Genomic DNA, 23573 nt, shown 5'->3' on the forward strand with positions numbered 1-23573 from the left:
GGGAGTTCTTACAAAATCCCGCCAGCCCTCAGCACATCCATAATTGACGGAAAAGTATTTTTAACTACTGGCGAAATGTGGTTTTTATCAAGCCAAACTGCTTCATCAATGCCTTCTTCTTTTTGAGGAATCAATTTTGGTTCGCCTTTAACCTTCATTTTGTACCAGTTGGTTTTCTTGATTACCATTTTAGTCCCAATTGGGTAAACATGATAGGTTTTACAAAGTTTTTCTTCGCGCTTAAAAACCCTGATTCCGCACTCTTCCTCTACCTCACGAACAGCAGCTTCCTTCATTTTTTCACCTTCTTCTAATTTTCCTTTGGGCAGATCCCACTTTTTGTTCCTAAAAATAAACAAAAAATTACCATTTGCACTCTCTACCAGGCCACCAGCGGCCTTAATAATGGTACAATCTTTCTTTAATTTTTTAAAGGTTTCCTGAGGATTTTTTGTCAAGAAAATATAACTCTTTTTAGAGCCATTTTTTAGTTTTTTGTAGAACGTTTGTAGATTGAAATCCTGAAATTCTAGTTGTTGAATTTTTTCTTTTTGCTCTGGCAAAAAGTCTGATATAAACAAAGTGTTATCGTTGATATAAATTCTATAATTTCTTGGCATATATTTTTAACACACATTAAATAGAGATTAGTGCTTTTTTTTTAGCAACCTGCTCCTTTCCCGATTACATTTAAAGAGTTCTTTCTGCGAAACCTATATATTTTGCAATGCTCTAAAAGTAGAAAAATTGTTGGGTTATTTATAGGATATAAAAAAAGGTTACAACAATTAATGTTGTAACCTTATCTAAATTAACGCTCTCAATCAAAGATTGATGCAAGGCTCTCACCCCTTGCTTGATACAAATATAGAATAATTTATTAAACTGATAAAAAAAATCAAAAAATATTTTGGCAATATTAAAACACCGCATATAAACAACTGAAGACTAACAGATTATATTTAAATAAAAAATATTCCTCCTTCAAAACCCAGATACACTAGATTGTAAAAAAAATGGTTTAATAGTAATAATGGAACATTTGAACGGAAAACAGCGTTTATAATTCCGTCAAGGATAAATATTTTTCATAATTTTAGCTTTTTAATCTACTATGCCCATACCTTCATTATCAGAAAAAGATCTGGAAGCATACCGAAATGATCTTTCTAAACCGGAAAAATCAACAGGCGAGCTCTTCATCAAATTAAATGGGCTTTATCAGCGTTTTGCCAGTAACGAACAGCTTTTGGCAGATTTCGAATATGTTTCGGCACTTACTAGCCTCGAAAATAGCTATGCTTCAAAAAAAGAGCATTTTAACAAAGAAATTATTGAGCTTAAAAGACAGTTTAAACAACTGGATAACCGCATTGTAGCTGCAGAACAGAAACTTCGCCACGGCATCCCTGAAGACCTGTTGGTAATGGACAAAATTATTGCCGAACAGGAATCTATTGTAGAAGATCAGGAAAAACTGAACAATGCCGAAACCCATATTGTAGAGCAGGTACGGAAAATCGATATCGAACATGGTAAAGAGCTTCAAAAATTAGAACAGCAACAGAATAACAGGGAAATTCCTTTTAAAAGCAAGTTTTCTGCCTTTAACCAACAGATCAAGAATGCTGAAAAAGAAATTACTTTAAAAGTTAGCGGTTTTTCACTCCTTGCGATTATCGGTATTCCTTTAATTATAGATTTATTTTTTGGCATGATAGGCCTGCCTACCTTCGCCAAGAATACAAACAACATTATCTTTAACCATTATATTTTTCTGATCAGCCTGATATTGGTCGAATTATTCTTTGCCGATAAAATCAGAAACAGGATTTCACGGATATTATCGATATCTTATCTTAAAGATTCGCTGAATACATTGGGTAACCTATTAACCGAAAACGAAAGACAGCTAGCCAAAGTAGAATCCGAACACCACATCACGCTGTCCGAATTTTTAAAGAAAAATGGAGATGCTTTAAATTATTAAGCCTATCCTTAAACAAAAAAGGGATTTAGAAATATTGCGATCTCTAAATCCCCATAATTTTACTCTGGACTGAACTACAATGTAGCCATATCAATCACAAACCGGTAACGCACATCACCTTTTTGCATCCTATCGTAGGCATTGTGAATATCTTTTATATCGATAAGCTCGATATCAGATACAATGTTGTTTTCTGCACAAAAATCCAACATTTCCTGAGTTTCGGCAATACCGCCAATACCTGATCCGGCTAAACTTTTTCTGCCACCCAATAAACTGAAAGCAGCAATTTCTGCTGGTTTTGGTGGAACACCCACACAAATATGTGTACCATTTGTCCTTAATAAAGAAAGGTACATATTAAAATCATGCTCAGCAGATACAGTATCCAAAATAAAATCGAAAGTACCTTTAGCTGCTTTAACCTGTGCAGGATCGGTAGTTACCACAAAATGGTGTGCTCCTAATTTTTTAGCATCCGCTTCTTTTTTTGGTGAAGTACTTAATACCGTTACCTCAGCGCCAAAAGCTACACCAAATTTCACCGCCATATGGCCTAAACCACCTAAGCCAAGTACAGCCAGTTTATGGCCTTTTCCTACTTTCCAGTATTTTAACGGCGAATAGGTGGTAATACCTGCACATAAAAGTGGTGCTACGGCAGCAAGATTTAATTTATCTGATACATGAAGTACAAATTCTTCCCTTACTACAATCGTATCCGAATAACCACCATAAGTTGGTGTTTTACCATCTCTTTCAAAACTATTGTATGTTTGTGTATTTCCTTCTAAACAATATTGCTCTAAATCTTGTTTACAGTTTTCGCAAACCTGGCAAGAATCTACCATACAACCTGTACCAGCAAGATCGCCCACCTTAAATTTCTTAACGTGATCTCCAACCTTTACTACCCTGCCCACAATTTCGTGACCAGGAACCATTGGGAATATTCCTGGAAACCAATCATTTTTTATCTGGTGCAGATCTGAGTGGCAAACCCCACAGAAAAGTATTTCGAACTGCACATCATGGGGACCTACTTCCCGGCGCTCAAAATTCCAGGGTGCAAGATCAGTTTCGGCATTTTGTGCCGCATATCCTTTTGTTGCTATCATAAAAATTTAAATTAATTAGACCACAACAAATGTAAACAGCAGTTTGTTAAGAATAATTACGCAAATCAAATAAATCATTGCAAAATTCAAACAATCAACTACAACATCAATCCCTTTAATTGGGCATACTGCAGCAGCATAATGGTTTTACCATCCTTTATTTCACCAGATTTTATCATTTCAAGTGCCTTTTCAAATGGTAATTCCAAAACCTCTATATCTTCATTTTCTTCTTCTAGTCCACCTCCATCATGCAGTTTCATGTCGTATGAATATGCTGCAACAAAAAAGTATAATAGCTCTGTAACTGAGCCGGGCGACATATAGGCCTCGAACACTTTTTCTACCTGATCGATCCTAAATCCAGTTTCTTCTTCAGTTTCTCTTCTGATACAATCTTCCGCATTATCCTCATCCAATAGTCCGGCACAGCACTCAATCAGGTAACCTGTATCATTTCCATTAATAAATGTTGGTATCCTGAACTGCCGTGTAAGTACAACCGTTTTAAATTGTTTATTATACAATAAGATTGTAGCGCCATTACCTCTATCATAAGCTTCTCGTTCTAAAATAGATTTAGTGCCATCAATCCCCATCATTTCGAAAGTTACTTTTTTAAGTGTATACCAATTATCTGATAGAATTTGGGTATTTAGGATATTAATATTTTTCATAAAATGATTATTTTTGATTGATTATGATTATTTTTGATCGAATTAAATCATTATATATGACATTTCAAAAAAGGGCGCATAAAATTCTCGAACTTTTAGAGGAGCTTGGCGAGGTTGATATTAGGCAATTAGCAGCTGAGATTAATGTTTCTGAAGTTACCGCAAGAAGAGACCTGACCATTATGGCAGCTAACGGACTGCTTTACCGTACCCATGGAGGTGCAATGAAAATAAGTGAATTAATAAAACCAGTATCATTTGCCAATAAAGCTGTAGTAAATTTAAAAGCAAAAGATGCGATCTGCAAAAGGGCTGCCGAAGACATTATTGATGGCGATGTTATATTTATCGATTGCGGGAGCACAGCTTTTAGGTTATGCCAGTTTATCAAAAACAAAAAAATAAAGGTGATTACCAATTCTCTACCGGTAGTAAATGAACTACAGCACAGTGCCGTAACCATTAACCTTATTGGAGGTGAGGTTGATACAACCAGACAAGCTGTTCATGGAACGATGGCATACGAACATATTACCAGATATCGCGCTTCGAAAGCCTTTTTAGGTGTAGATGGGATCACTGCCGAGGGATTATATGCAGGCAGTGAGCACGAGGCTTCCAATACTTTAGCTATGGCATCGCAAAGCGATTGCGTTTATATGCTTTGCGATGCCAGCAAAATAGGAAAAACATCATATTTAAAATTTAATGATTTATCGCTCGTAGATATTTTAATTAGCGACTATAATGGGTCCGAAATAATAGAATTCCAGTCCAAAGGGATATCAGTACTTTCAGTAAAGGTATAAAACTGAGGAATAATAGATTGGGCATTCAAAAAGCTAAATATGAGTCTGGTTAGCGGGTGGAGAGTACTGAAATAATCGGATCTAAAACAATTACACCCGAGTTTGGTTAAGACAGCCGGTTTTTAATGAACGTTACAGAAAGTTAACAACATGATAATTATAATATAATGAGCGTTGCTTTTAGCCCCTACCATTCTTTATTACACTGATTTACAGGAAGTCGCAAGAAACAGCTTTTAGCATCCATCAAAATTTCCGATATTTGTAGTACTGGAATGTCGAAATCAAATCCCGATTCCTACATTTTCTTCCCCAATGTAAAACAAAGGGGTTTAATAAACGTTATGACAAACACAAATAAATCTGTAATTTTGAGCCATGTATAATAAAAGTGATATTGAATTAAAGGTAGCGGAATTTTTATTACAGATAAAAGCAATTAAATTACAGCCAAACAATCCCTTCACTTGGGCATCAGGCTGGAAATCGCCAATTTATTGCGACAATAGAATTACCCTTTCCCACCCTCAAGTTAGAACTTACATCCGCCAGAAACTGGCACAGGCCATACAAGAAGAGTTTGGTTCGGTAGATGTTATTGCAGGTGTTGCAACCGCAGGTATCCCACAGGGCGTTTTAGTAGCTCAAGAGCTTGGCTTACCTTTTATTTATGTAAGAGCGAAGGCCAAAGAACATGGCACTGGAAGTTTAATTGAAGGTGAAGTGGTAGAAGGTCAGCGTGTGGTAGTGATCGAAGATTTAATTTCAACCGGAAAAAGCAGTTTACAGGCTGTTGAAGCACTAAGAGCTGCAGGCTTATCGGTAGCTGGTTTAGCAGCAATTTTCACTTATGGTTTCGAAAAAGCAGACGAAAATTTCGCAGCTGCAAAATGTCGTTACTTAACCTTATCAAACTATGGCGCTTTAATCGATTATGCTGCCGAGCACAGCATTATTGCCAAAAGTGATATGGAATTATTGAGCAAATGGCGTTTAAACCCTTCAGAATGGGGACAAGGACAGGTTTTGAGTTCGGAGTCTTAAGTTTTGAATAAAAACAAAAACCAATAAAAAATATATAATGACTGTTATTGAAAGCACAGTAGAGGTAAATAAACCGGTTACAGAGGTTTATGCATTTCTATCCAATATGAACAATCATCAGCAACTGATGCCAGAAAATATCTACAACTGGGAATCTACTGAAGATGATGCACGGTTTACCATCCAGAATATGGCAAAATTGGCTATTAAGATTTCTAGCCGTATCGAAAACCAAGAAATAACAGCAATTCCGAGCGAAAAAGCACCTTTTGATGTAGCATTAAAATGGACGGTTACAGATAACGGAAATGGAACAACTACAGCCAAACACATCATCTCAGCAGATTTGAACATGATGATGAAAATGTTGGCATCTGGTCCACTACAAAAACTGGCTGATCACCAAACGGAAAAACTGAAAGAGATCTTAGGTTAAAAAAGTGATTGCATAGATTTAATTGACTGCACAGATAAAAAAGACGAGCTCATCCTCGTCTTTTTTTATGCGTAAAAATTCTATTGTATTCTTATAACAGTAGATTATTTTAATACCTTAGTTTTCGGAATAACTTTAAACTATGAATCTCAGATTTCTTCAGGTAACGACTCTATTTTTTGCCCTTGCTCCTATTTCCAAAACATTTGCTCAATCCCTTACCGCTTTAAAAACCGAATATTTGGTTAACCCCATCGGCTTAGACAATCCTAACCCGCGTTTTACCTGGCAAATGAACGATGCCAGCCAAGGTGCCAAACAAACAGCCTACCGCATTCTTTTAGATACCGATTCGGCCTCGCTTGTTAAAGCCAATGCAAAACTTTGGAATACGGGTTGGGTTAAATCAGATAATCATCTGGTTATTTATTCTGGTCAACCACTAAAACCTTTTACTAAATACTTTTGGAGGGTTGATATTACAGATGGAAAGCAAAAGAAATCGAACAATACATCTATCGCCAGCTTTGAAACGGGCATGATGAAAATGGAAAACTGGCAGGGCGCCTGGATTTCGGATACCGAGAATATCCAACTTAAACCTGCGCCCTATTTCAGAAAGACCTTTACTACAAATAAAAAAATCAGGTCGGCTAGAGCCTACATCGCCGCAGCTGGCTTGTACGAACTCTCTATCAACGGCAAAAAAATCGGCAATCATCGAATGGACCCAATGTACACCCGTTTTGATAGAAGAACATTATACGTTACCTACGATGTAACTCCGGCCATCAGCCAGGGCAAAAATGCCATTGGTATTTTACTGGGCAATGGATGGTATAATCATCAATCAACTGCAGTTTGGTACTTCGACCGCGCACCATGGCGTAACAGACCAGCTTTTTGTCTTGATATACGTATCACTTACGAAGATGGCACAACCGAAATCATTAAATCGGGTAAAGAATGGAAAACAGCTTTAAGTCCGATTATTTTTAATAGTATTTATACCGCCGAACACTACGATTCCCGCCTGGAAAAAGCAGGTTGGAACATGCCAAACTTCGACGATACAGATTGGAAAAATGTGATTTACCGTTCAGCACCCTCTAAAAATATTGTTGCGCAGGCCATGCACCCTATCCGCAATGTTGAACAAATAGCTAGCAAAAGTTTAAGGAAATTTAACGATACCACATACCTGTTCGATCTGGGCAGAAATATTTCGGGGGTAAGCAAAATCACGTTAAGTGGCCCGGCAGGAACGGTGATAAAACTGAAACATGGAGAGCGTTTATATGCCAATGGACACGTGGATATATCGAATATTGATGCCCATTACCGTCCAACTGATAATACTGATCCATTTCAGACGGATATCCTGATTTTAAACGGAAAAGGTGAACAAAGTTTTATGCCTCATTTCAATTACAAGGGTTTTCAATATGTAGAAGTAAGCAGTTCTATTCCCATCGAATTGAAAAAAGAAAATCTGGTGGGTTACTTTATGCATAGTGATGTTCCAGTTGTTGGTGATGTTAAATCTTCAGAATCGATTATTAATAAAATCTATTACGCCACCAATAATTCTTACCTGTCGAATCTTTTTGGCTACCCTACAGATTGTCCGCAGAGGGAAAAAAATGGCTGGACGGGCGATGCTCAGATTGCGATAGAAACTGGTCTTTATGGATTTGACGGCATTACCATTTACGAAAAATGGCTAGCCGATCACCGTGATGAACAACAGCCAAATGGTGTTTTACCTTCCATTATCCCTACCGATGGCTGGGGTTACGAATGGGGTAACGGACCAGACTGGACCAGTACAATCGCCATTATTCCATGGAATGTTTACCTGTTTTATGGCGACAAAAAACTACTTGCCGATTGTTATGAAAATATCAGAAAATACGTAAACCACATCGATGAAACCTATCCAACTGGTTTAATCACCTGGGGTTTGGGCGATTGGATTCCGGTGAAATCAAAATCTCCTGTCGAACTTACCTCTACCTGTTATTATTATGCTGATGTGGTTATTTTGGCAAAGGCAGCAAAAATTCTAGGTAAAAATGATGATTATGAAAAGTACATCGCCCTGGCAAAAAAAATTAAGGGTGCCTTTAATGCAAAATACCTGAACAAAGAAAAAGGAATCTACAATACTGGTATCCAAACTGAAATGAGCGTTCCGTTGTACTGGAAAATTGTTCCTGAAGAATCGATTGCCCTTGTTGCTGAAAACCTGGCCAAACGTGTAGAAGCCGATGGTTTCCACTTGGATGTGGGATTATTGGGCACAAAAGCCATTTTAAATGCATTGAGCGAAAACGGCTATAGTGATATTGCTTATAAAGTTGCCGCTCAAAAAACCTATCCAAGCTGGGGCTGGTGGATGGAAAATAGCGCCACCACTTTATACGAGAACTGGCCTATAGATGCAAAATCGGATATTTCTATGAACCATATTATGTTCGGAGAAATTGGTGCCTGGTTGTACAAATCGCCAGGTGGTATTAAGCCAGATGAAAAACAGCCTGGCTTTAAACATGTGATATTGGATCCTCATGTTATGGAAGGCCTAAATTCTTTTGAAGCCAGTCACATTGGTCCGTATGGCAAAATTGTAAGTGCTTGGAAAAGAATTAATAATGGAATCAGATACGACATTACCATTCCAGCGAATTCTACGGCGACCATTAATTTACCACTTATACGAGGTATGAATATTTATATAAATGGTAAAATAAACAACATTGGGAAGATAGATTTAGAAGCTGGTAAGTATATAATTGAACATAAAGCCAGTAAGTAAAAGATGTTCCTTTTTATCGGAATTGATAGGCTGCGAAGAATCGTCATTCCCAACCCGATTGGGAATCTTAATGCCATAAGCTTTAGGATTCCCGTCTACGCGGGAAAGACTAAGGCCTTTAATACACCTCGCAGGTCTTAAGCGTACAATATTAAATTAACCATCTCACTTAAGTGCACTCAGGCGACTTAGGTGGTCAATATTATTAGAAAAGCGGGGTTCAGCGCATTTTGGTTACATTAGTCCTGCTATCCCTCCAAGTCCTCACTCATTCTTCGCTCCGGGCTTTCCGTTCTATCAGGTTTATATAACAAATTCAGTGGTTTTTGGCCACACATTATGCAGACCTTAAGATATCTTTCAGCGATAAATACCGCGTTAGGGATTGTAAGGGTTCAGTACCGATCCTTCTTCGGTACCGCAACGAAGCGGAGCCCTGAAAAGCCTGCACCCTTGCGCAGCTTGGGGAACGCCCAAATCAGTTGGCAGTTAATGGTTGGCAATTTATCATACAAACCTCACAAGTTTAAAATCTACATACGACAAAATTTCAGCACAAAACACTATAAATCAGTAATTTAGTCATTAAAATAAAAATATTACCGACAAAATTTCCGATTGTAAAATCAAAATGGATGTGGCATTTGTTTTGACTTAAAAGGGATATGAACTTCAACAATTTTACTATAAAAGCCCAGGAAGCAGTTCAACAGGCTTCTGAAATAGCCCAAGGCAATCAGCAACAGGCTATTGAAACGGCACACCTGCTTAAAGGTTTGCTTACTGTTGATGAAAACGTGGTTTCTTATGTTTTAAAGAAATTAAACGTCAATCTAAATTCATTAAATCAAAATTTAGATGCAGAAATTGCCAAGTTCCCGAAAGTGAGTGGAAGCAATGTCTATCTGTCATCTAACGCAAATAGCGTTTTACAAAAAGCACAGACGTTTTTAAAAGAGTTTAAAGATGAATTTGTATCTGTAGAGCATCTATTATTGGGTATCTTAGCCGTTAACGATAGTACTTCTAAATTATTAAAAGAACAGGGTGTTAACGAAAAAGATCTTAAAAAAGCCATTATTGAGCTGCGTGGTGATACCCGTGTAACCGATCAAAATGCCGAGGCCACCTATCAGGCCCTGAGCAAATATGCAAGGAATTTAAACGAATATGCAGAAAGCGGAAAACTAGATCCAGTAATTGGGCGCGATGAGGAAATCCGTCGGGTAATACAGATTTTATCGCGCAGAACCAAAAACAACCCTATTTTAATTGGCGAACCTGGTGTGGGTAAAACCGCCATTGCCGAAGGAATTGCTTTTAGGATTATTAAAGGTGATGTACCTGAAAACTTAAAAAGCAAAGTGGTTTATTCACTAGATATGGGTGCTTTAATTGCAGGTGCAAAATACAAAGGCGAATTTGAAGAGCGTTTAAAAGCCGTAGTTAAAGAAGTTACCCAAAGCGATGGTGATATTATCCTGTTTATCGATGAGATCCACACTTTGGTAGGTGCTGGTGGCGGTGAAGGTGCTATGGACGCAGCGAATATTTTAAAACCTGCCCTTGCCCGTGGAGAACTGCGTGCCATTGGTGCAACAACTTTAGATGAATATCAAAAATATTTAGAAAAAGATAAAGCGTTAGAACGTCGTTTCCAAAAGGTGATGGTTGAAGAACCTGATACCCAGGATGCGATTTCTATCCTCCGTGGCTTAAAAGAACGTTATGAAACACACCATAAAGTAAGGATTAAAGATGAAGCAATTATCGCGGCCGTAGAAATGAGTCAGCGATATATTTCAGACCGTTTCTTGCCAGATAAAGCCATCGATTTAATGGATGAAGCTGCATCTAAATTGCGCATGGAAATGGACAGTGTGCCCGAAAATGTGGATGCTTTAGACCGAGAAATTATGCGTTTAGAAATTGAACGTGAAGCCATTAAACGTGAAAAAGACGATAGGAAGGTTAAAGAACTTTCAGAAGAAATTGCTAACCTATCAGCAGAGCGTGATGAATTTAAAGCGAAATGGCAAGGTGAGAAAGACTTGGTAGATGCCGTAAATAACGAACTGGAGCAAATTGAGCACTACAAATTAGAAGCAGAACAAGCTGAACGTGCAGGCGATTACGGTAAAGTTGCCGAAATCCGTTACGGAAAAATTAAGGAAGCACAAGATAAGGTTGAAAAACTTAAAGCCGATTTAGAAAGCCAGCAAAGCAATAGCCGTATGCTTAAGGAAGAGGTTACTGCTGATGATATTGCAGGTGTGGTAGGCCGTTGGACAGGTATTCCGGTTACGAAACTGATAGCCAGTGAGCGTGAAAAACTGCTTCATTTAGAAGAAGAATTACACCAGCGTGTAGCTGGTCAGGACGAAGCAATTGAAGCCATTTCTGATGCCATCCGCCGATCGCGTGCAGGCTTACAGGATAAGCGCAAACCAATTGGATCTTTCATCTTTTTAGGTACTACTGGTGTAGGTAAAACGGAGCTTGCAAAAGCCCTTGCGGAATTTTTATTCAACGATGAAAATGCCTTAACCCGCATCGATATGAGTGAATACCAGGAGCGTCATGCTGTATCGCGTTTAATTGGAGCGCCTCCAGGATATGTGGGTTACGATGAAGGCGGACAGTTAACCGAGGCCGTTAGGCGTAAACCTTATTCGGTAGTATTGCTTGATGAGATTGAAAAAGCACATCCAGATGTATTTAACATCCTGTTACAGGTATTAGATGATGGACGTTTAACCGACAATAAAGGTAGAACGGTGAATTTTAAAAATACCATCATCATCATGACCTCAAACATTGGTGCGCATTTAATTCAAGATAATTTCAAAAACTTAAGCGATGAAAACCGTGAGGAAGTAATTGCGAAAACCAAAAACGAATTGTTCGAGGTATTAAAACAGACCATTCGCCCAGAATTTTTGAACAGGATTGATGAGCTGATTATGTTTACTCCGTTAAACCGCAGCGAAATCAGAAATATTGTAAGCTTACAGTTTAAACATGTACAGCAAACATTGGCTGAAATGGGTATAGAAATGGAAGCCAGTGATGAAGCTTTAGATTGGTTGGCACAATTGGGTTACGATCCGCAGTTTGGTGCTAGACCATTAAAAAGAGTGATCCAAAAAAGAATCTTAAATGAGTTGTCGAAAGAGATATTGGCGGGTAAGATAGATAAAGACAGCAAAATTAAGTTAGATATGTTCGATCATAATTTTGTGTTCCTGAACCAAAAAGCTGATTAAAAACATAATAATCAAATCCCATAGATTAATTTCTATGGGATTTTTTTGTTTATAATTCACCCATCAAAGTAACTAACATGATAGTTCGTTTTCTTGTTTTTTGTTTCAATAATGATTATTATTGATTACACACAAAAACACAAATAAAATGAAACCTAAATTAATCATCATGGCGCTGCTATGCGCCGTCAGTTGGCGCAGCTATGCCCAAACTGAAAAGGGATCCGGATTTATTGGCGGAAGTCTGAGTTTTGGAACTTCTAAGCAAAACAGCTCATCACCTAGCTTAAACACATTTACCCTAACGCCAAGAGGAGGTTATTTTTTAGCCAATAATTTTGCCATTGGTTTAGAAATTCCCTTAAATCTTTCGAAGCTCAGGGGTGAAAATTATATCGCATGGAATGAAGAATACGGGTATTACGAAGAACAGCTTGGGGTAAAGGAATTTAGCTTTGGTTTTTCTCCTTTCGTACGCAAATATATTGCTGTTAAAGAGCGCTTCAAGTTTTTTATGCAAGCTAATCTACTCCTTCAAATCAACACCTTTAACAGGATCGATGATGAAGGTTACCTGATCAGAACTGATGCTAAAATAAAGGGATGGGGTGCAAGTGTAAGTCCTGGCTTCAGCTATTTCATATCAAAACATGCAGCATTGGAATTTTCATTGCCCGTTGTATCTTTCTTCCATCAAAATTACTATGCAGAAGAATCGCTTTACAACTACGACAAAACCAATAACCTAAGGCTCGCCCTGCAAAATTTCACACCGACATTTACTTTCAACTATCATTTTTAATATCCAATAAGATGAGAAACATATTCAGCTGGTTAAGCCTAAAAATTTTAGGCTTAACCCTTCTATTAACCAACGCATTTAATGTGAAGGCACAAACTGCAGAGATCAACGAAATAAGATATTATAGAAGTATTTTCCCCGAAGAAAACGAGAAACCCGAATATATCGGCGATGAAAAAATAGAATATTACCGGAGCATTTTCCCAGAGGAGAACGGAAAGATCAAATCTATAGGTGATAAGAAATTTGAATACTATAGAAGTATTTTTCCTGAAGAAAATGGAAAAATTAAATCTATTGGCGATAAAACATTCGAATATTACAGAAGCATTTTCCCTGAAGAAAATGGTAAAGTTAAATCGATCGGCAATATTAAGTTCGAGTATTATCGGAGCATCTTTCCAGAGGAAAACGGCAAATTAAAATCTATCGGCAATACGACAATTGAATACTATAGAAGCATTTTTCCCGAGGAAAATGGAAAAATTAAATCTATCGGCGGCACACAGATAGAATACTATAGAAGCATTTTTCCCGAAGAAAATGGCAAGATTAAATCAATTACAGGCAAAACCGATTGCGATTTTATTTCCTCACCTATCGAACTGTATTACTTTATCCTGAATGCAAATTCGAAGTAAAATACAATCCGTTCATTCTTATATAGAACACCGATCTAATAAATCAGATCGGTGTCTTTTTTTATCACTGTCAATCAAAAACTTAACACAAAAATAACTAAACACATAGTTTTATATTGTTTTTTTATGCTATCATTGAATACACAAAAAACACAAATGAAAATGAAAAAACAGTTATTAACGTTGGTAGCGGTATGCGCTATCGTCATGGCAGCTCATGCCCAAACAGAAAAAGGAGATAACCTAATCGGAGGAAGTTTTAATATTTCTTCATCAAAAACAGAGTCGCCAAATTACGAGAAAAGGAATTATTACACCATTAACCCAAGTTACGCACATTTCTTTTCTAAAAACTTAGCAATTGGATTAACTGCAGGTTTTAGTTATAGTAAAAATTTCAATAGTAATTTTGATTCTAATTTCAACACAACCTCTACAAGAACAAGTAAACAAAAAAGTTTCTCAGTGGGTCCTGTAGTGAGATGTTATATAGATATTGTTGACAAACTTAAAGCCTTTGGACAGTTTAGTGGAACGATTGGTATTGTAAAAACTAATGAAACCAGTACCTATACTTATAATTATCCACCTAGTTCAAAATTCACACAGTACCATGCATCTATACAGCCTGGCCTAGCATTTTTTCCGACTAAAAAACTGGGCATAGAGCTTGGCTTCCCTTTATTATCGTACAATAAAATTGATTACGACGGTAAAGAGCCTTCAAATATTTGGTACGAAACAGAAGCATTTGATTTTGGGTTTAACACTTTTAACCCATTTCTTGGATTTAACTTTCATTTTTAAGCTAATAGAGACTGTTCTACAAAATTAATTTCGAATCTAATCTGCCACACTGTCCCAAGGACTCCTACGGAGAGCCTGTCGAAACGCTAAAAACATATATTTTGGCTAGTCCTTCGACAGGCTATCATTTACATACTCCAATAGAAGGTCGTCATTCCCGCGCAGGCGGGAATCTTAATGCACGCAGCATATTGTGTTAAGATTCCCAATCAAGTTGGGAATGACGATTTTTCGCGGTATTTCGATTAGCTAAAATCTCGGTTAAAAGACAGTCTCTTTTTATTTCTTCTTTGCCTCAATATTAGGCAAGAAACCAGTTAATAAACCGATTAAGGGTAGAAACGCACAAACATTAAATACATATTCAATACTGGTAGAATCAGCTAGTTTCCCTAGTAATGCCGAACCAATACCGCCCATGCCAAAGGCAAAGCCAAAAAACAGACCGGCAACCAAGCCTACTTTTCCAGGAATCAATTCTTGTGCATAAACCAGAATTGCAGAGAAAGCCGATGCTAAAATCATCCCGATGGGAACGATCAGTACACCAACCCAAAATAAACTGGCGTGTGGAAGCAATAATGCAAACGGTGCAGTACCCAATATAGATACCCATATTACATATTTTCGGCCTATTTTATCGCCTATTGGTCCGCCCAATAACGTTCCGGCAGCTACAGAAAATAAGAATACAAATAAATAGATCTGTGAGGTTTGTACCGAAACATGAAATTTACCGATCAGATAAAAGGTGAAATAGTTAGTCAAACTCGCCATATAGAAATATTTCGAGAAAATCAGCAAGAGTAAAATACAAACCGAAAAAATCACCTTAGTTCTCGAAAACTGGTTCACAACAGTCTGAATATTGATCTTTTTACTTCTCGAAAGCATAAATCCTTTATACCAGTTACCTACATAGGTTAAAATCATAATGGCAAGGAGTGCAATTACAGAAAACCAGATCACGCTGAACTGCCCGTAGGGAACAATAATCCAGGCCGCCAATAGTGGACCTAAAGAACTACCTGCATTACCACCCAACTGAAAAACAGATTGTGCCAATCCCCTCTTTCCTCCTGATGCAGCGTGCGCCATCCTTGAGGCTTCGGGATGAAATATAGAGGAACCAATTCCGATAAAAGCAACAGAAATTAGCATGGTATAAAAATGGCCCGCTTGTGATAGCGAAATCAAACCAATCAGCGTAAATCCCATGCCTATCGCCAGCGAATATGGCTGAGGTTTTTTATCGGTATACAAACCTACAAATGGCTGTAATAAGGAAGCAGCCAATTGAAAAGTAAGCGTAATTAAACCAATCTGCGAAAAACTTAAATGATAACTGGTTTTAATAACGGGGTAAATTGCAGGAATTAACGATTGTATGGTATCATTAAGTAAATGCGAAAAACTTAAGGCGAAAAGTATCGGGAAAACAGTTTTTTCAATAATTGATGTGGTAGTCGTATTCTCAGTCATGACGGTATCTTATACCGTCAAAAATAGCGATTATAAATTTTTAAACTATACGATATGTCCTTGCAAAAACCAAACATTTTGATAAAGTTTTGGTTTTATAACTATGGAAAAGAATGGAAAAATTGTTGGTTTATGCGGAAGTCTAAGAAAAGGCTCTTATAATGCGATGTTGCTTAAAGTTGTAGGTAGTTTAATTCCCCAAAACATCCACTTCGAAACGGTGACTTTTGAAGACGTTCCTATTTATAACGCAGACCTTGATTTACCAGAAACAGAAGAAAGACCAGCAAGTGTGGTAAAATTTAGAGATGCTTTAGCCACTGCAGATGCTTTTATTATTGTTTCTCCTGAATATAATTATTCTATTCCCGGTGGGTTAAAAAATGCCATCGACTGGGCGAGTCGTGGAAAGGATTCGCCCTTAATGCATAAACCAGTTGCCTTAATGGGCGCAACACAGGGAATGTGGGGAACAGTTAGAATGCAAACCGCGTTTTTGCCTGTTTTTACCTTTTTAAATATGAATCCGGTATTACAACCAGAAGTTTTAATTGCTCAGGCTCAAAACAAATTCGATGCTGAAGGAAAACTGACAGACGAGAGAAGCATCGATATTATTAAAAGGAAAATAGAAAATTTAATTTCTGCTTGTAAGGTTTAACTCAAAACCGCAACAACTCTTCTGCAAAATCTGCCATTTTAGACACAAAAAAATCTGACATTTATACAAAAAAAGTCAGATTGTCAATCTGTCATGTCTAAAAAATTAATCAATCGATTGATTTTTAGTCACACGAAAATAATATTGACTTAACACTAATTTTATATCTATTTATCAATTAGGCAGTTGCCCAAAAACTGATTTTTTGATGACGCAGACAAAGTTTTTTGGCACAAGTGTTGACTTTTATTCAAATATAGTCAGAAATTAAAAAAGTAAAATTGACTATATTTTAATAACAAATAAATAATAAAAAAGATGAAAAAACTATTATTATCTTTAGTAGCAGTAGCAGGTTTAGTTTATGGTGCACAAGCACAAACTGAAAAAGGAAATTTTATGTTAGGCGGTAATGTAGGTGTAAACTCTACAAAAGTAGACGGCGCTCCAAAAGCAGATTTCAGCTTTAGCGTATTACCAAGTGTTGGTTATTTTATCAGCAATAATTTTGCTATCGGTACAGGTGTTGGTTACGAATACGATAAAAAAGTAAGCAACAAAACTCAAGAAGGTACTTTTAAAGTTGCTCCTTTCGGTCGTTACTATGTTGGTTTATCTGATCAATTTAAATTCTTCGGACAATTATCAGTGCCATTGGCATTTGGTGAATTAAAAGCAACTGATGCTAACGGCGATAACGCAGTTAAATTGGGTAGTACAACCAAAATCGGTGTAGAACTTGCTCCAGGATTTGCTTTCTTCCCAACAAAAAGAATCGGTATCGAACTTTCAGTTAAAGGTTTAAGTTATGAAAACTACACTTTAAAAGCAGAAGGAACTGGTGCTAAAGTTAAAACCAATACTTTTGGCTTAAACGCTGATACTTTCGCACCAAGGTTAGGTGTACAGTTCTACTTTTAATTAATTCTCCCTTAAGGGAAACTTAATAAAATGACTTTTTTTTTCGAAGAGCGTCCCGGTTTACCATCGGGACGCTTTTTGTTTTATTTCTTTTCGCGAATGGCCTTAAATTCAGATCCGTCTTTCCATTTAGGATAAGAATCTTCATTACTGATGCGATACCCCATATCAAAAAGCATCCGAACATCCTCTATAATACCTGATAAATCCCATTTTTTGGCATCAAAATTATCCTGTGGCGAATGGTAGCGGAATTTGGTAAAATCGGCCACCTGCTTTAATCCCCATTCCCTACCGTTTTTAATGTTATCTACCCCTGAACCTGTAAACAATGAAGGCACACCAACTTTGGCCAAATTAAAATGATCTGAACGGTAATACAATCCCGATGATGGAACAGGATCCGGAACGATTACCCGCCCCTGCTTTTTAGCCGCAGCAGCAGCATAATCTTCCAGTTCTGACTGACCGAAGCCATACACGACAATATCTTTCGTTTTACCTGCAATGCCCATCATATCCATATTGATATTGGCAACAGTTTTGGCTAATGAAAAAACAGGATGTTTGGCGTAATACTCAGACCCTAAAAGGCCTTGCTCTTCTGCTGTATAAGAAATAAACAAAATGGTACGCCCAGGTACTTTAGGCAACTTTTTAAAGGCCGAAGCAATTTCGAATAAAGCGGCTAAACCTGTTGCATTATCAACCGCACCATTATAAATAGAGTCGCCTTGTATTTTCTCTCCTACACCTAAATGATCCCAGTGTGCCGAATAAATAATAGCTTCATCTTTACGCTTATCGCCTGGTATTTTAGCCAGAACATTATAAGTAACCGATTTTTTGATCGTATTTTTAACCTTTAGTGAGGTAGTAATATTTAAATCAACAGCTTTAAAACCTTTTTTACGGGCACTTAAAGCCAATTGATCAAATGATTTACCATCCAGTGCAAATAGCTGTTTCGCCTTATCTAAAGTAATCCATCCCTCTACTACAGCCCTGCTCATTCCATTGTCTTCGCTTTGCAGCGTAAGTTTAGATTTCGACCAGCCACTACGCACAACTGTCCAGGGATAAGCTGCTGGCTCTGTATCATGAACAATAATAATCCCAGTAGCTCCTTGTCTTGCCGCTTCTTCAAACTTATAGGTCCATCGGCCATAGTAAGTCATATTTTTACCTTTAAACAAGGTCGAATCGGCAAAGCCTGGATCATTAATCAACACCACCACTGTTTTTCCCTTTACATCTAGGTTTGCATAATCGTTCCAGCCATACTCGGGCGCAACAATGCCATAGCCAGCAAAAACCAGCGGTGAGTTACTCATACTTACCTCATCTTGCACACGGCGGGTACCGGCCACAAAATCGGTTAAATAATTTAAGGTTAACGATGCTGTTTTTCCTTTGAGCACCATTTTATCTTCCGGCACAGATTTAATCTCTACCATGGGTACCTCCTGAAAGAAACTATCTCCATTACCAGGTTGCAGGCCCAGTTTTTCGAACTGCGTTTTTAAATAATTAATAGTTTTCGTTTCTCCATTGGTAAACGGTTTTCGCCCTTCTAAACTATCAGCTGCAATTACAGATAAATATTGGGTTAAACTCGAATCATTAATGGCTTTTACGGCTAAAGAATCGACACTAATATCAGTGCTTTTTGTGCCTTGCTTGCAGGAACTAAAAAAAAGGAGCGCACAACTGGAAAGTAGAAGGATTTTTTTCATTTATAAAGAATTGAATTTTAATAAAAAATTGCATTTGCTGAAAAATACGAAGAAATTAGGAGTTTCTGTGTTTATCATCCCAAATTTGAGGGTCTACCGCTGATCACACAGGTATACGCTGATAAGACTTATTTCTTAATCAGCTTAAATTTCTTTAACTGCTGCCCGTTTTTATTGATCACACCAACATAAACACCTGTTGATAAAGCGTTGAGCAAAAAACGGTTCGAACTTGTAGCCTTTTCCTCAAAAACCTTCTGTCCTAAGATGTTAAAGATAGATAGGCTATAATCTTCGAACGATCCGCTCAAAATGGTTAAATAATCGGCTACCGGATTGGGAAAGAAAGAAAATTCATTCTCTTTCAGGTACACTACTGATACCAGATCGCTCTGCACCTGACCGCTGGCGGTTTCGAAAGTAACGCGGTAAAACTGGATTCCGGCTTTTGGCTTTTCATCAAAAATCGTATAATCGAGTTGATTTGAAATTGGCTTGGTCTGCTGTAAAACACTAAAAGTATTTGGTCCGGTCTGTTTTTCCCAAATGATATTCTTTAAATCCAAAGTAGTGCCGACACTTAAATCAATTCTTACCCGGTTATCATCAGTCAAAGATGCAAACAAGTTTCTTACATAACAGGCAATCCCCTGCTGCGTATAATCGATGGTATAACTTTTTAAACCTGTAAAACCTATCCCGTTAGCTGCCACCGCAAAATATTTACTATTAATCTTGTTTGCGTCAAGCTTAACTATGGTATCAGTAAGGGTTAGCACTGGAGAGAGGATATTATCTACTACATTATATAGCGTATAATCTTTTGCCCCAGGTTGTGGATTCCAGTTTAGCGCAATTCCATCTTTGCATGCATAGCCAACGTTTAACACCCTTGGACTCGAAATAACAAAAGATTGGCTCAATATTATATTGCCTTCCACTTCCATTTTTATCATCGCTTTAGCAAACAAATCAGGAGCATTCCAATGGTAAAAACCTTTACTTAAATCGACACCAGCAGCAATTGTTTTCCATGTGACGCCTTCATCATAACTCACTGATAGGTTTCCTGTTTTGCTTGTATAAGTATTCTCCCAGCGGATGTAGTTATCTTCATTGGCAAAGAAGTATTCGTTTTTTTCAGGACTAATAAAGGAAAAAGTGTTTTTGAATATGTAACGATAAGCCAATGCAAAAGGTTGGTTATTGCCCTGAGTAATTCTGTTACCCTTAACATGAATATTATAAGCACCTGTAGTGGGATTATCGAGCGTAATCTGCTGAACGTTATTGATAATATCTGCCTTACGAACTGCCGGTTTTGAGAGGGAATCTAAATGAGGAAAACTACTTAACACCCAGGGTAGCGTTAAATTTCCTGCGGGATTTTCGACACTTAAATCCAATCCATTAACCAAGCTTTGCGCTGCATTTACAACTGCTGGTGGATCGTTCCAGGTGATGGTCAGTTTCACTTCAGCTACATTAGTCGGAATGGCCAAGGGAATAAGCAAATCCTGATTTCTGGCCACTTCGTACAATAACGCCCTATTTTCGTCTAAAGTTTTTAACGATTGTGCTACATTGAGTTTTCCATAACCATACACAAAATCAACCTGTGGTGTACCTAAATCATCGGCAGAATTAATTACTGTTGCTCTGATTAGTGACGCGGGAGCCGCTTTTTTATATTTCTGCTGATAAAATTGTTCTAACATAGCAATCGATCCACTAGTAATTGCTGCAGCGCCTGATGTTCCGTCTTCACCTAAAGCAACAAGTTCAGGTTTTACACGACCATCGTAGGCAGGGCCTTTACTGCTTAGATTTTCGGAAATATTTTCCCTGTTGATACCTCCTATCACTAATAAATTTTTCGCCTGCTTAAAATTTCCCGTTAAATTGGCACGAGCAGTCATACCTTGATAAAATCCAACAGAAGGTGTAGTTGTTCCTTTATTTCCGGCAGAAAAAACATGGATCAAAGTATCGGTTTCGAAGATCTGTTTATCATAGGCCGCTGCTTCCATTCCGTAATCGTTATCGATATCAGTACCATAAGAATGATTTTGAACTTTAATCTGAAGTTTGTTTAAATCGGTTATTAGGTCAGGCATCAGATTAGTAAAATCAGAATAAGCAAGTTTGGCCTTTGGTGCTGCCCCCAAACCCCGGATAAAGGAATTACCGTTTCCTAATGCTAGGGTTGCCATAATGGTAGCATGAGTAGTTGGCGTTTTACCAATAGTGGCCCCTGCAACGGTTTTTCCCAATAAATCAAGGTCCGTAGCATCGTACATCCCTTCTTTAAAAGAAACATTTATACCCGTGCCATCAACACCGGGAAAAAGATTTCGGGCGTTAGAAATCTGGTTTAAAGCCAGGTCTAGTCCATTAATTACCACTTCCTCTTTAGCCACAGCCAAAACATCGGCGTATAAAACATCGCCGAGTTCTAACAACAACATTAAATCAGCTGGTGAGAGGTAAACTGTACAAATGTTGTTTACGTTATCGGCTGATTTTATCTTTTGGCTTGCAACAGCCTTTGGTAACGCATTTATATTTTTGAAGGCCAGCCGAACCAGGATAGAATCGTTCTTTTTATTGCTTTTACTGAGTACTTTCATCAATCTATCGCTAACCTTCCAAAGTCCATTGGCTTGTTGCTGTGAAACTATACTATTAGAAAAGTTAGAAACATTTGATTTTTCGACAATAAAATAATCGCCCGAGAGACGTTTTTTGGGTTTCAACAATTGAATTTCCGCAGTTGTTAAAGTACGGTTGAACCTAACCAAAATAGGCTGATCGTCATTTAGTTTTAAAGTATTGCCTGTTTTTGAAACATATTTTTCAAAATATTTTTCCATTCCGCCAGGTTGTATCTGTGCGTTTAAACTAAGAACAGACAGACAAAAACATATAAATAAAAATACAGTGTTGACTTTCAAATATTATTTTATTGTAAAATTTTGTTTACATCGTTTATCTTCTCTAAATTAGCATTTATAAGGTAATCCACAAATTTTATTAACTAACTTATTCAACCTAAACTAATTTAATTCTATTCAAGATGAAAACAAACAAATTTTTATCGATTGCAGCCGCATGCTTTTTAATCACTAACCTATACTCGTGTAAGAGTAATAATACAGAAAATGCAGTTGAAAGCAAAACTGATATTTCAGCCGACAAGTTATCACAGATCAAATCTTTAGGCTTCAGTACTAATAACATCCGTAAAATAGATGAAGGATATTTGGTAGAGGGTGATATTCTTTTAACTGAGAATAACCTAACTGAAACTTCTACTGGTGCAAATTTAAACATTGCCGAAACCGAACAGTACCGAACCACAAACCTGGTTAAATCATTACCACGTGTAATTACCGTTTCGGTAACTAACCTTCCTCAGGTATATAGTGATGCCGTAAACACCATGATTTCGAGATACAACTCATTAGGCTTACGCATTACTTTCCAAAGGGCAAGCGCAGGTACAACCGGAAACATTAATGTTGTAGGTTTTAACGAAGGTCCGAGCGGTGGTTTTATTACCTTAGGTTCTGCAGGTTTCCCTACCTCATCCGGAAATCCATACAACCAGATCAGAATGAATACCAATGCAGCTGCTTATGGCACCAACCCCAATTTACTTTACCTTGCTTCTGTGATCCAACATGAAGTTGGTCACTGCATCGGTTTCCGCCACACCGATTACATGGACCGCGCCTTTAGCTGTGGCGCAAGTGGTGCGGGTAACGAAGGTGCATCAAATGTTGGGGCAGTTAGAATACCAGGAACTCCTTCAACTCCTGATGCTGGCTCATTTATGTTAGCTTGTTCTAATGGTGGTAACCGTACCTTCAATGCAAATGATGTAATTGCCGTAAATTACCTTTACAAATAAGATCAAAAAAACAAGGATTACCTAAACTTAAGATATGGCCTCCCGATGTAAAAATCGGGAGGCTTTTTTTTAAAAGGGAAAATTGACGACACAAACTAAAGATGCGTTAAATAAACTCAGCCAACGCTAATAAAAAACCAGGCTTAATAATGTTGAGTTTTGGTTTTGGAGCGCAAGGTTTCTACAGGACCATAAGTTTCTTCCCGTTTTACGCTTATACGCTTCGCTTCCTCGTACCTCGTTGCTGCAGGGTATCGCTGCAACCGGGGCTAGGTGGCCAAGGCAGCATTTCATTTTTGAGGCTGCATGAGCACCTATTCCGTTCCTAATACTAATCGGGTAGATTGACACGGCTAATAGGATTAGCCTCTCAATGACGACTCATATTGAAATAGACCCTGAAATAAATTCAGGGTGACGCTACGATTAAAATTAGCCTTATAATCACGTTT

General features: G+C 37.6%; 18 protein-coding genes. 12 read left to right on the plus strand and 6 right to left on the minus strand.

Annotation, left to right across the window (positions count from 1 at the left end; translation table 11 throughout):
• Positions 1–8 precede the first annotated feature (8 nt).
• A complete protein-coding gene (locus tag FHT21_RS12750; protein WP_167295026.1) occupies positions 9–620 on the minus strand; it encodes an NUDIX domain-containing protein in 612 nt (203 codons plus the stop codon).
• A 494-nt stretch (positions 621–1114) separates the two neighbouring features.
• On the opposite strand from FHT21_RS12750, the gene FHT21_RS12755 reads away from it, so the two are divergent.
• Positions 1115–1990 (plus strand): hypothetical protein, encoded by an 876-nt coding sequence (locus FHT21_RS12755; RefSeq protein ID WP_167295027.1) that lies wholly within the window; start codon positions 1115–1117, stop codon positions 1988–1990.
• 74 nt (positions 1991–2064) lie between these two features.
• On the opposite strand, the gene FHT21_RS12760 is transcribed toward FHT21_RS12755, so the two are convergent.
• Together FHT21_RS12760 and nudK are read right to left on the minus strand one after the other, a co-directional pair.
• A complete protein-coding gene (locus FHT21_RS12760) occupies positions 2065–3108 on the minus strand; it encodes an NAD(P)-dependent alcohol dehydrogenase (RefSeq protein WP_167295028.1) in 1044 nt (347 codons plus the stop codon).
• A gap of 98 nt (positions 3109–3206) precedes the next feature.
• Entirely contained in the window at positions 3207–3785 is a 579-nt protein-coding gene (gene nudK, locus FHT21_RS12765) for a GDP-mannose pyrophosphatase NudK (protein ID WP_167295029.1), read from the minus strand.
• Between the two features lie 56 nt (positions 3786–3841).
• Between nudK and FHT21_RS12770 the strand changes: the two genes are divergently transcribed.
• The 8 genes from FHT21_RS12770 to FHT21_RS12805 all read left to right on the plus strand — a co-directional run bounded on the left by FHT21_RS12770 (position 3842) and on the right by FHT21_RS12805 (position 14408).
• On the plus strand, positions 3842–4594 hold the full coding sequence (locus FHT21_RS12770; protein WP_167295030.1) for a DeoR/GlpR family DNA-binding transcription regulator: 753 nt from the start codon (positions 3842–3844) through the stop codon (positions 4592–4594).
• A gap of 378 nt (positions 4595–4972) precedes the next feature.
• On the plus strand, positions 4973–5638 hold the full coding sequence (pyrE, locus tag FHT21_RS12775) for an orotate phosphoribosyltransferase (protein WP_167295031.1): 666 nt from the start codon (positions 4973–4975) through the stop codon (positions 5636–5638).
• Between the two features lie 37 nt (positions 5639–5675).
• Positions 5676–6074 carry an SRPBCC family protein gene (locus FHT21_RS12780; protein WP_167295032.1) on the plus strand — a complete coding sequence of 133 codons (399 nt, stop codon included), beginning with the start codon at positions 5676–5678 and terminating at the stop codon, positions 6072–6074.
• 142 nt (positions 6075–6216) lie between these two features.
• The gene (locus FHT21_RS12785; RefSeq protein ID WP_167295033.1) at positions 6217–8892 is read left to right on the plus strand and encodes an alpha-L-rhamnosidase; all 2676 of its coding nucleotides are present in this window, start codon (positions 6217–6219) and stop codon (positions 8890–8892) included.
• 665 nt (positions 8893–9557) lie between these two features.
• Entirely contained in the window at positions 9558–12158 is a 2601-nt protein-coding gene (gene clpB, locus FHT21_RS12790) for an ATP-dependent chaperone ClpB (RefSeq protein WP_167295034.1), read from the plus strand.
• 148 nt (positions 12159–12306) lie between these two features.
• The gene (locus FHT21_RS12795; protein WP_167295035.1) at positions 12307–12960 is read left to right on the plus strand and encodes an outer membrane beta-barrel protein; all 654 of its coding nucleotides are present in this window, start codon (positions 12307–12309) and stop codon (positions 12958–12960) included.
• 11 nt (positions 12961–12971) lie between these two features.
• The gene (locus FHT21_RS12800) at positions 12972–13601 is read left to right on the plus strand and encodes a hypothetical protein (protein WP_167295036.1); all 630 of its coding nucleotides are present in this window, start codon (positions 12972–12974) and stop codon (positions 13599–13601) included.
• Between the two features lie 162 nt (positions 13602–13763).
• Complete coding sequence (locus FHT21_RS12805; RefSeq protein WP_167295037.1) at positions 13764–14408, plus strand: outer membrane beta-barrel protein; 645 nt, start codon at positions 13764–13766, stop codon at positions 14406–14408.
• A 279-nt stretch (positions 14409–14687) separates the two neighbouring features.
• Here the strand turns inward: FHT21_RS12805 and FHT21_RS12810 are convergent, their stop codons facing one another.
• A complete protein-coding gene (locus FHT21_RS12810; protein ID WP_167295038.1) occupies positions 14688–15890 on the minus strand; it encodes an MFS transporter in 1203 nt (400 codons plus the stop codon).
• 103 nt (positions 15891–15993) lie between these two features.
• Here FHT21_RS12810 and FHT21_RS12815 point away from each other — a divergent pair, with 103 nt between their 5' ends.
• Together FHT21_RS12815 and FHT21_RS12820 are read left to right on the plus strand one after the other, a co-directional pair.
• Positions 15994–16551 (plus strand): NAD(P)H-dependent oxidoreductase, encoded by a 558-nt coding sequence (locus FHT21_RS12815; protein WP_167295039.1) that lies wholly within the window; start codon positions 15994–15996, stop codon positions 16549–16551.
• 318 nt (positions 16552–16869) lie between these two features.
• A complete protein-coding gene (locus FHT21_RS12820; protein ID WP_167295040.1) occupies positions 16870–17472 on the plus strand; it encodes an outer membrane beta-barrel protein in 603 nt (200 codons plus the stop codon).
• 83 nt (positions 17473–17555) lie between these two features.
• On the opposite strand, the gene FHT21_RS12825 is transcribed toward FHT21_RS12820, so the two are convergent.
• Together FHT21_RS12825 and FHT21_RS12830 are read right to left on the minus strand one after the other, a co-directional pair.
• Entirely contained in the window at positions 17556–19208 is a 1653-nt protein-coding gene (locus FHT21_RS12825; RefSeq protein ID WP_167295041.1) for a M28 family metallopeptidase, read from the minus strand.
• Positions 19209–19336: 128 nt separating this feature from the next.
• Positions 19337–22081 carry a S8 family peptidase gene (locus FHT21_RS12830; protein WP_167295042.1) on the minus strand — a complete coding sequence of 915 codons (2745 nt, stop codon included), beginning with the start codon at positions 22079–22081 and terminating at the stop codon, positions 19337–19339.
• Positions 22082–22284: 203 nt separating this feature from the next.
• Here FHT21_RS12830 and FHT21_RS12835 point away from each other — a divergent pair, with 203 nt between their 5' ends.
• The gene (locus FHT21_RS12835) at positions 22285–23121 is read left to right on the plus strand and encodes a M57 family metalloprotease (protein WP_167295043.1); all 837 of its coding nucleotides are present in this window, start codon (positions 22285–22287) and stop codon (positions 23119–23121) included.
• Positions 23122–23573 lie beyond the last annotated feature (452 nt).

The sequence above is a fragment of the Pedobacter sp. SG908 genome (assembly GCF_011759615.1).
In the GTDB taxonomy this organism is placed as follows: Bacteria; Bacteroidota; Bacteroidia; order Sphingobacteriales; family Sphingobacteriaceae; genus Pedobacter; species Pedobacter riviphilus.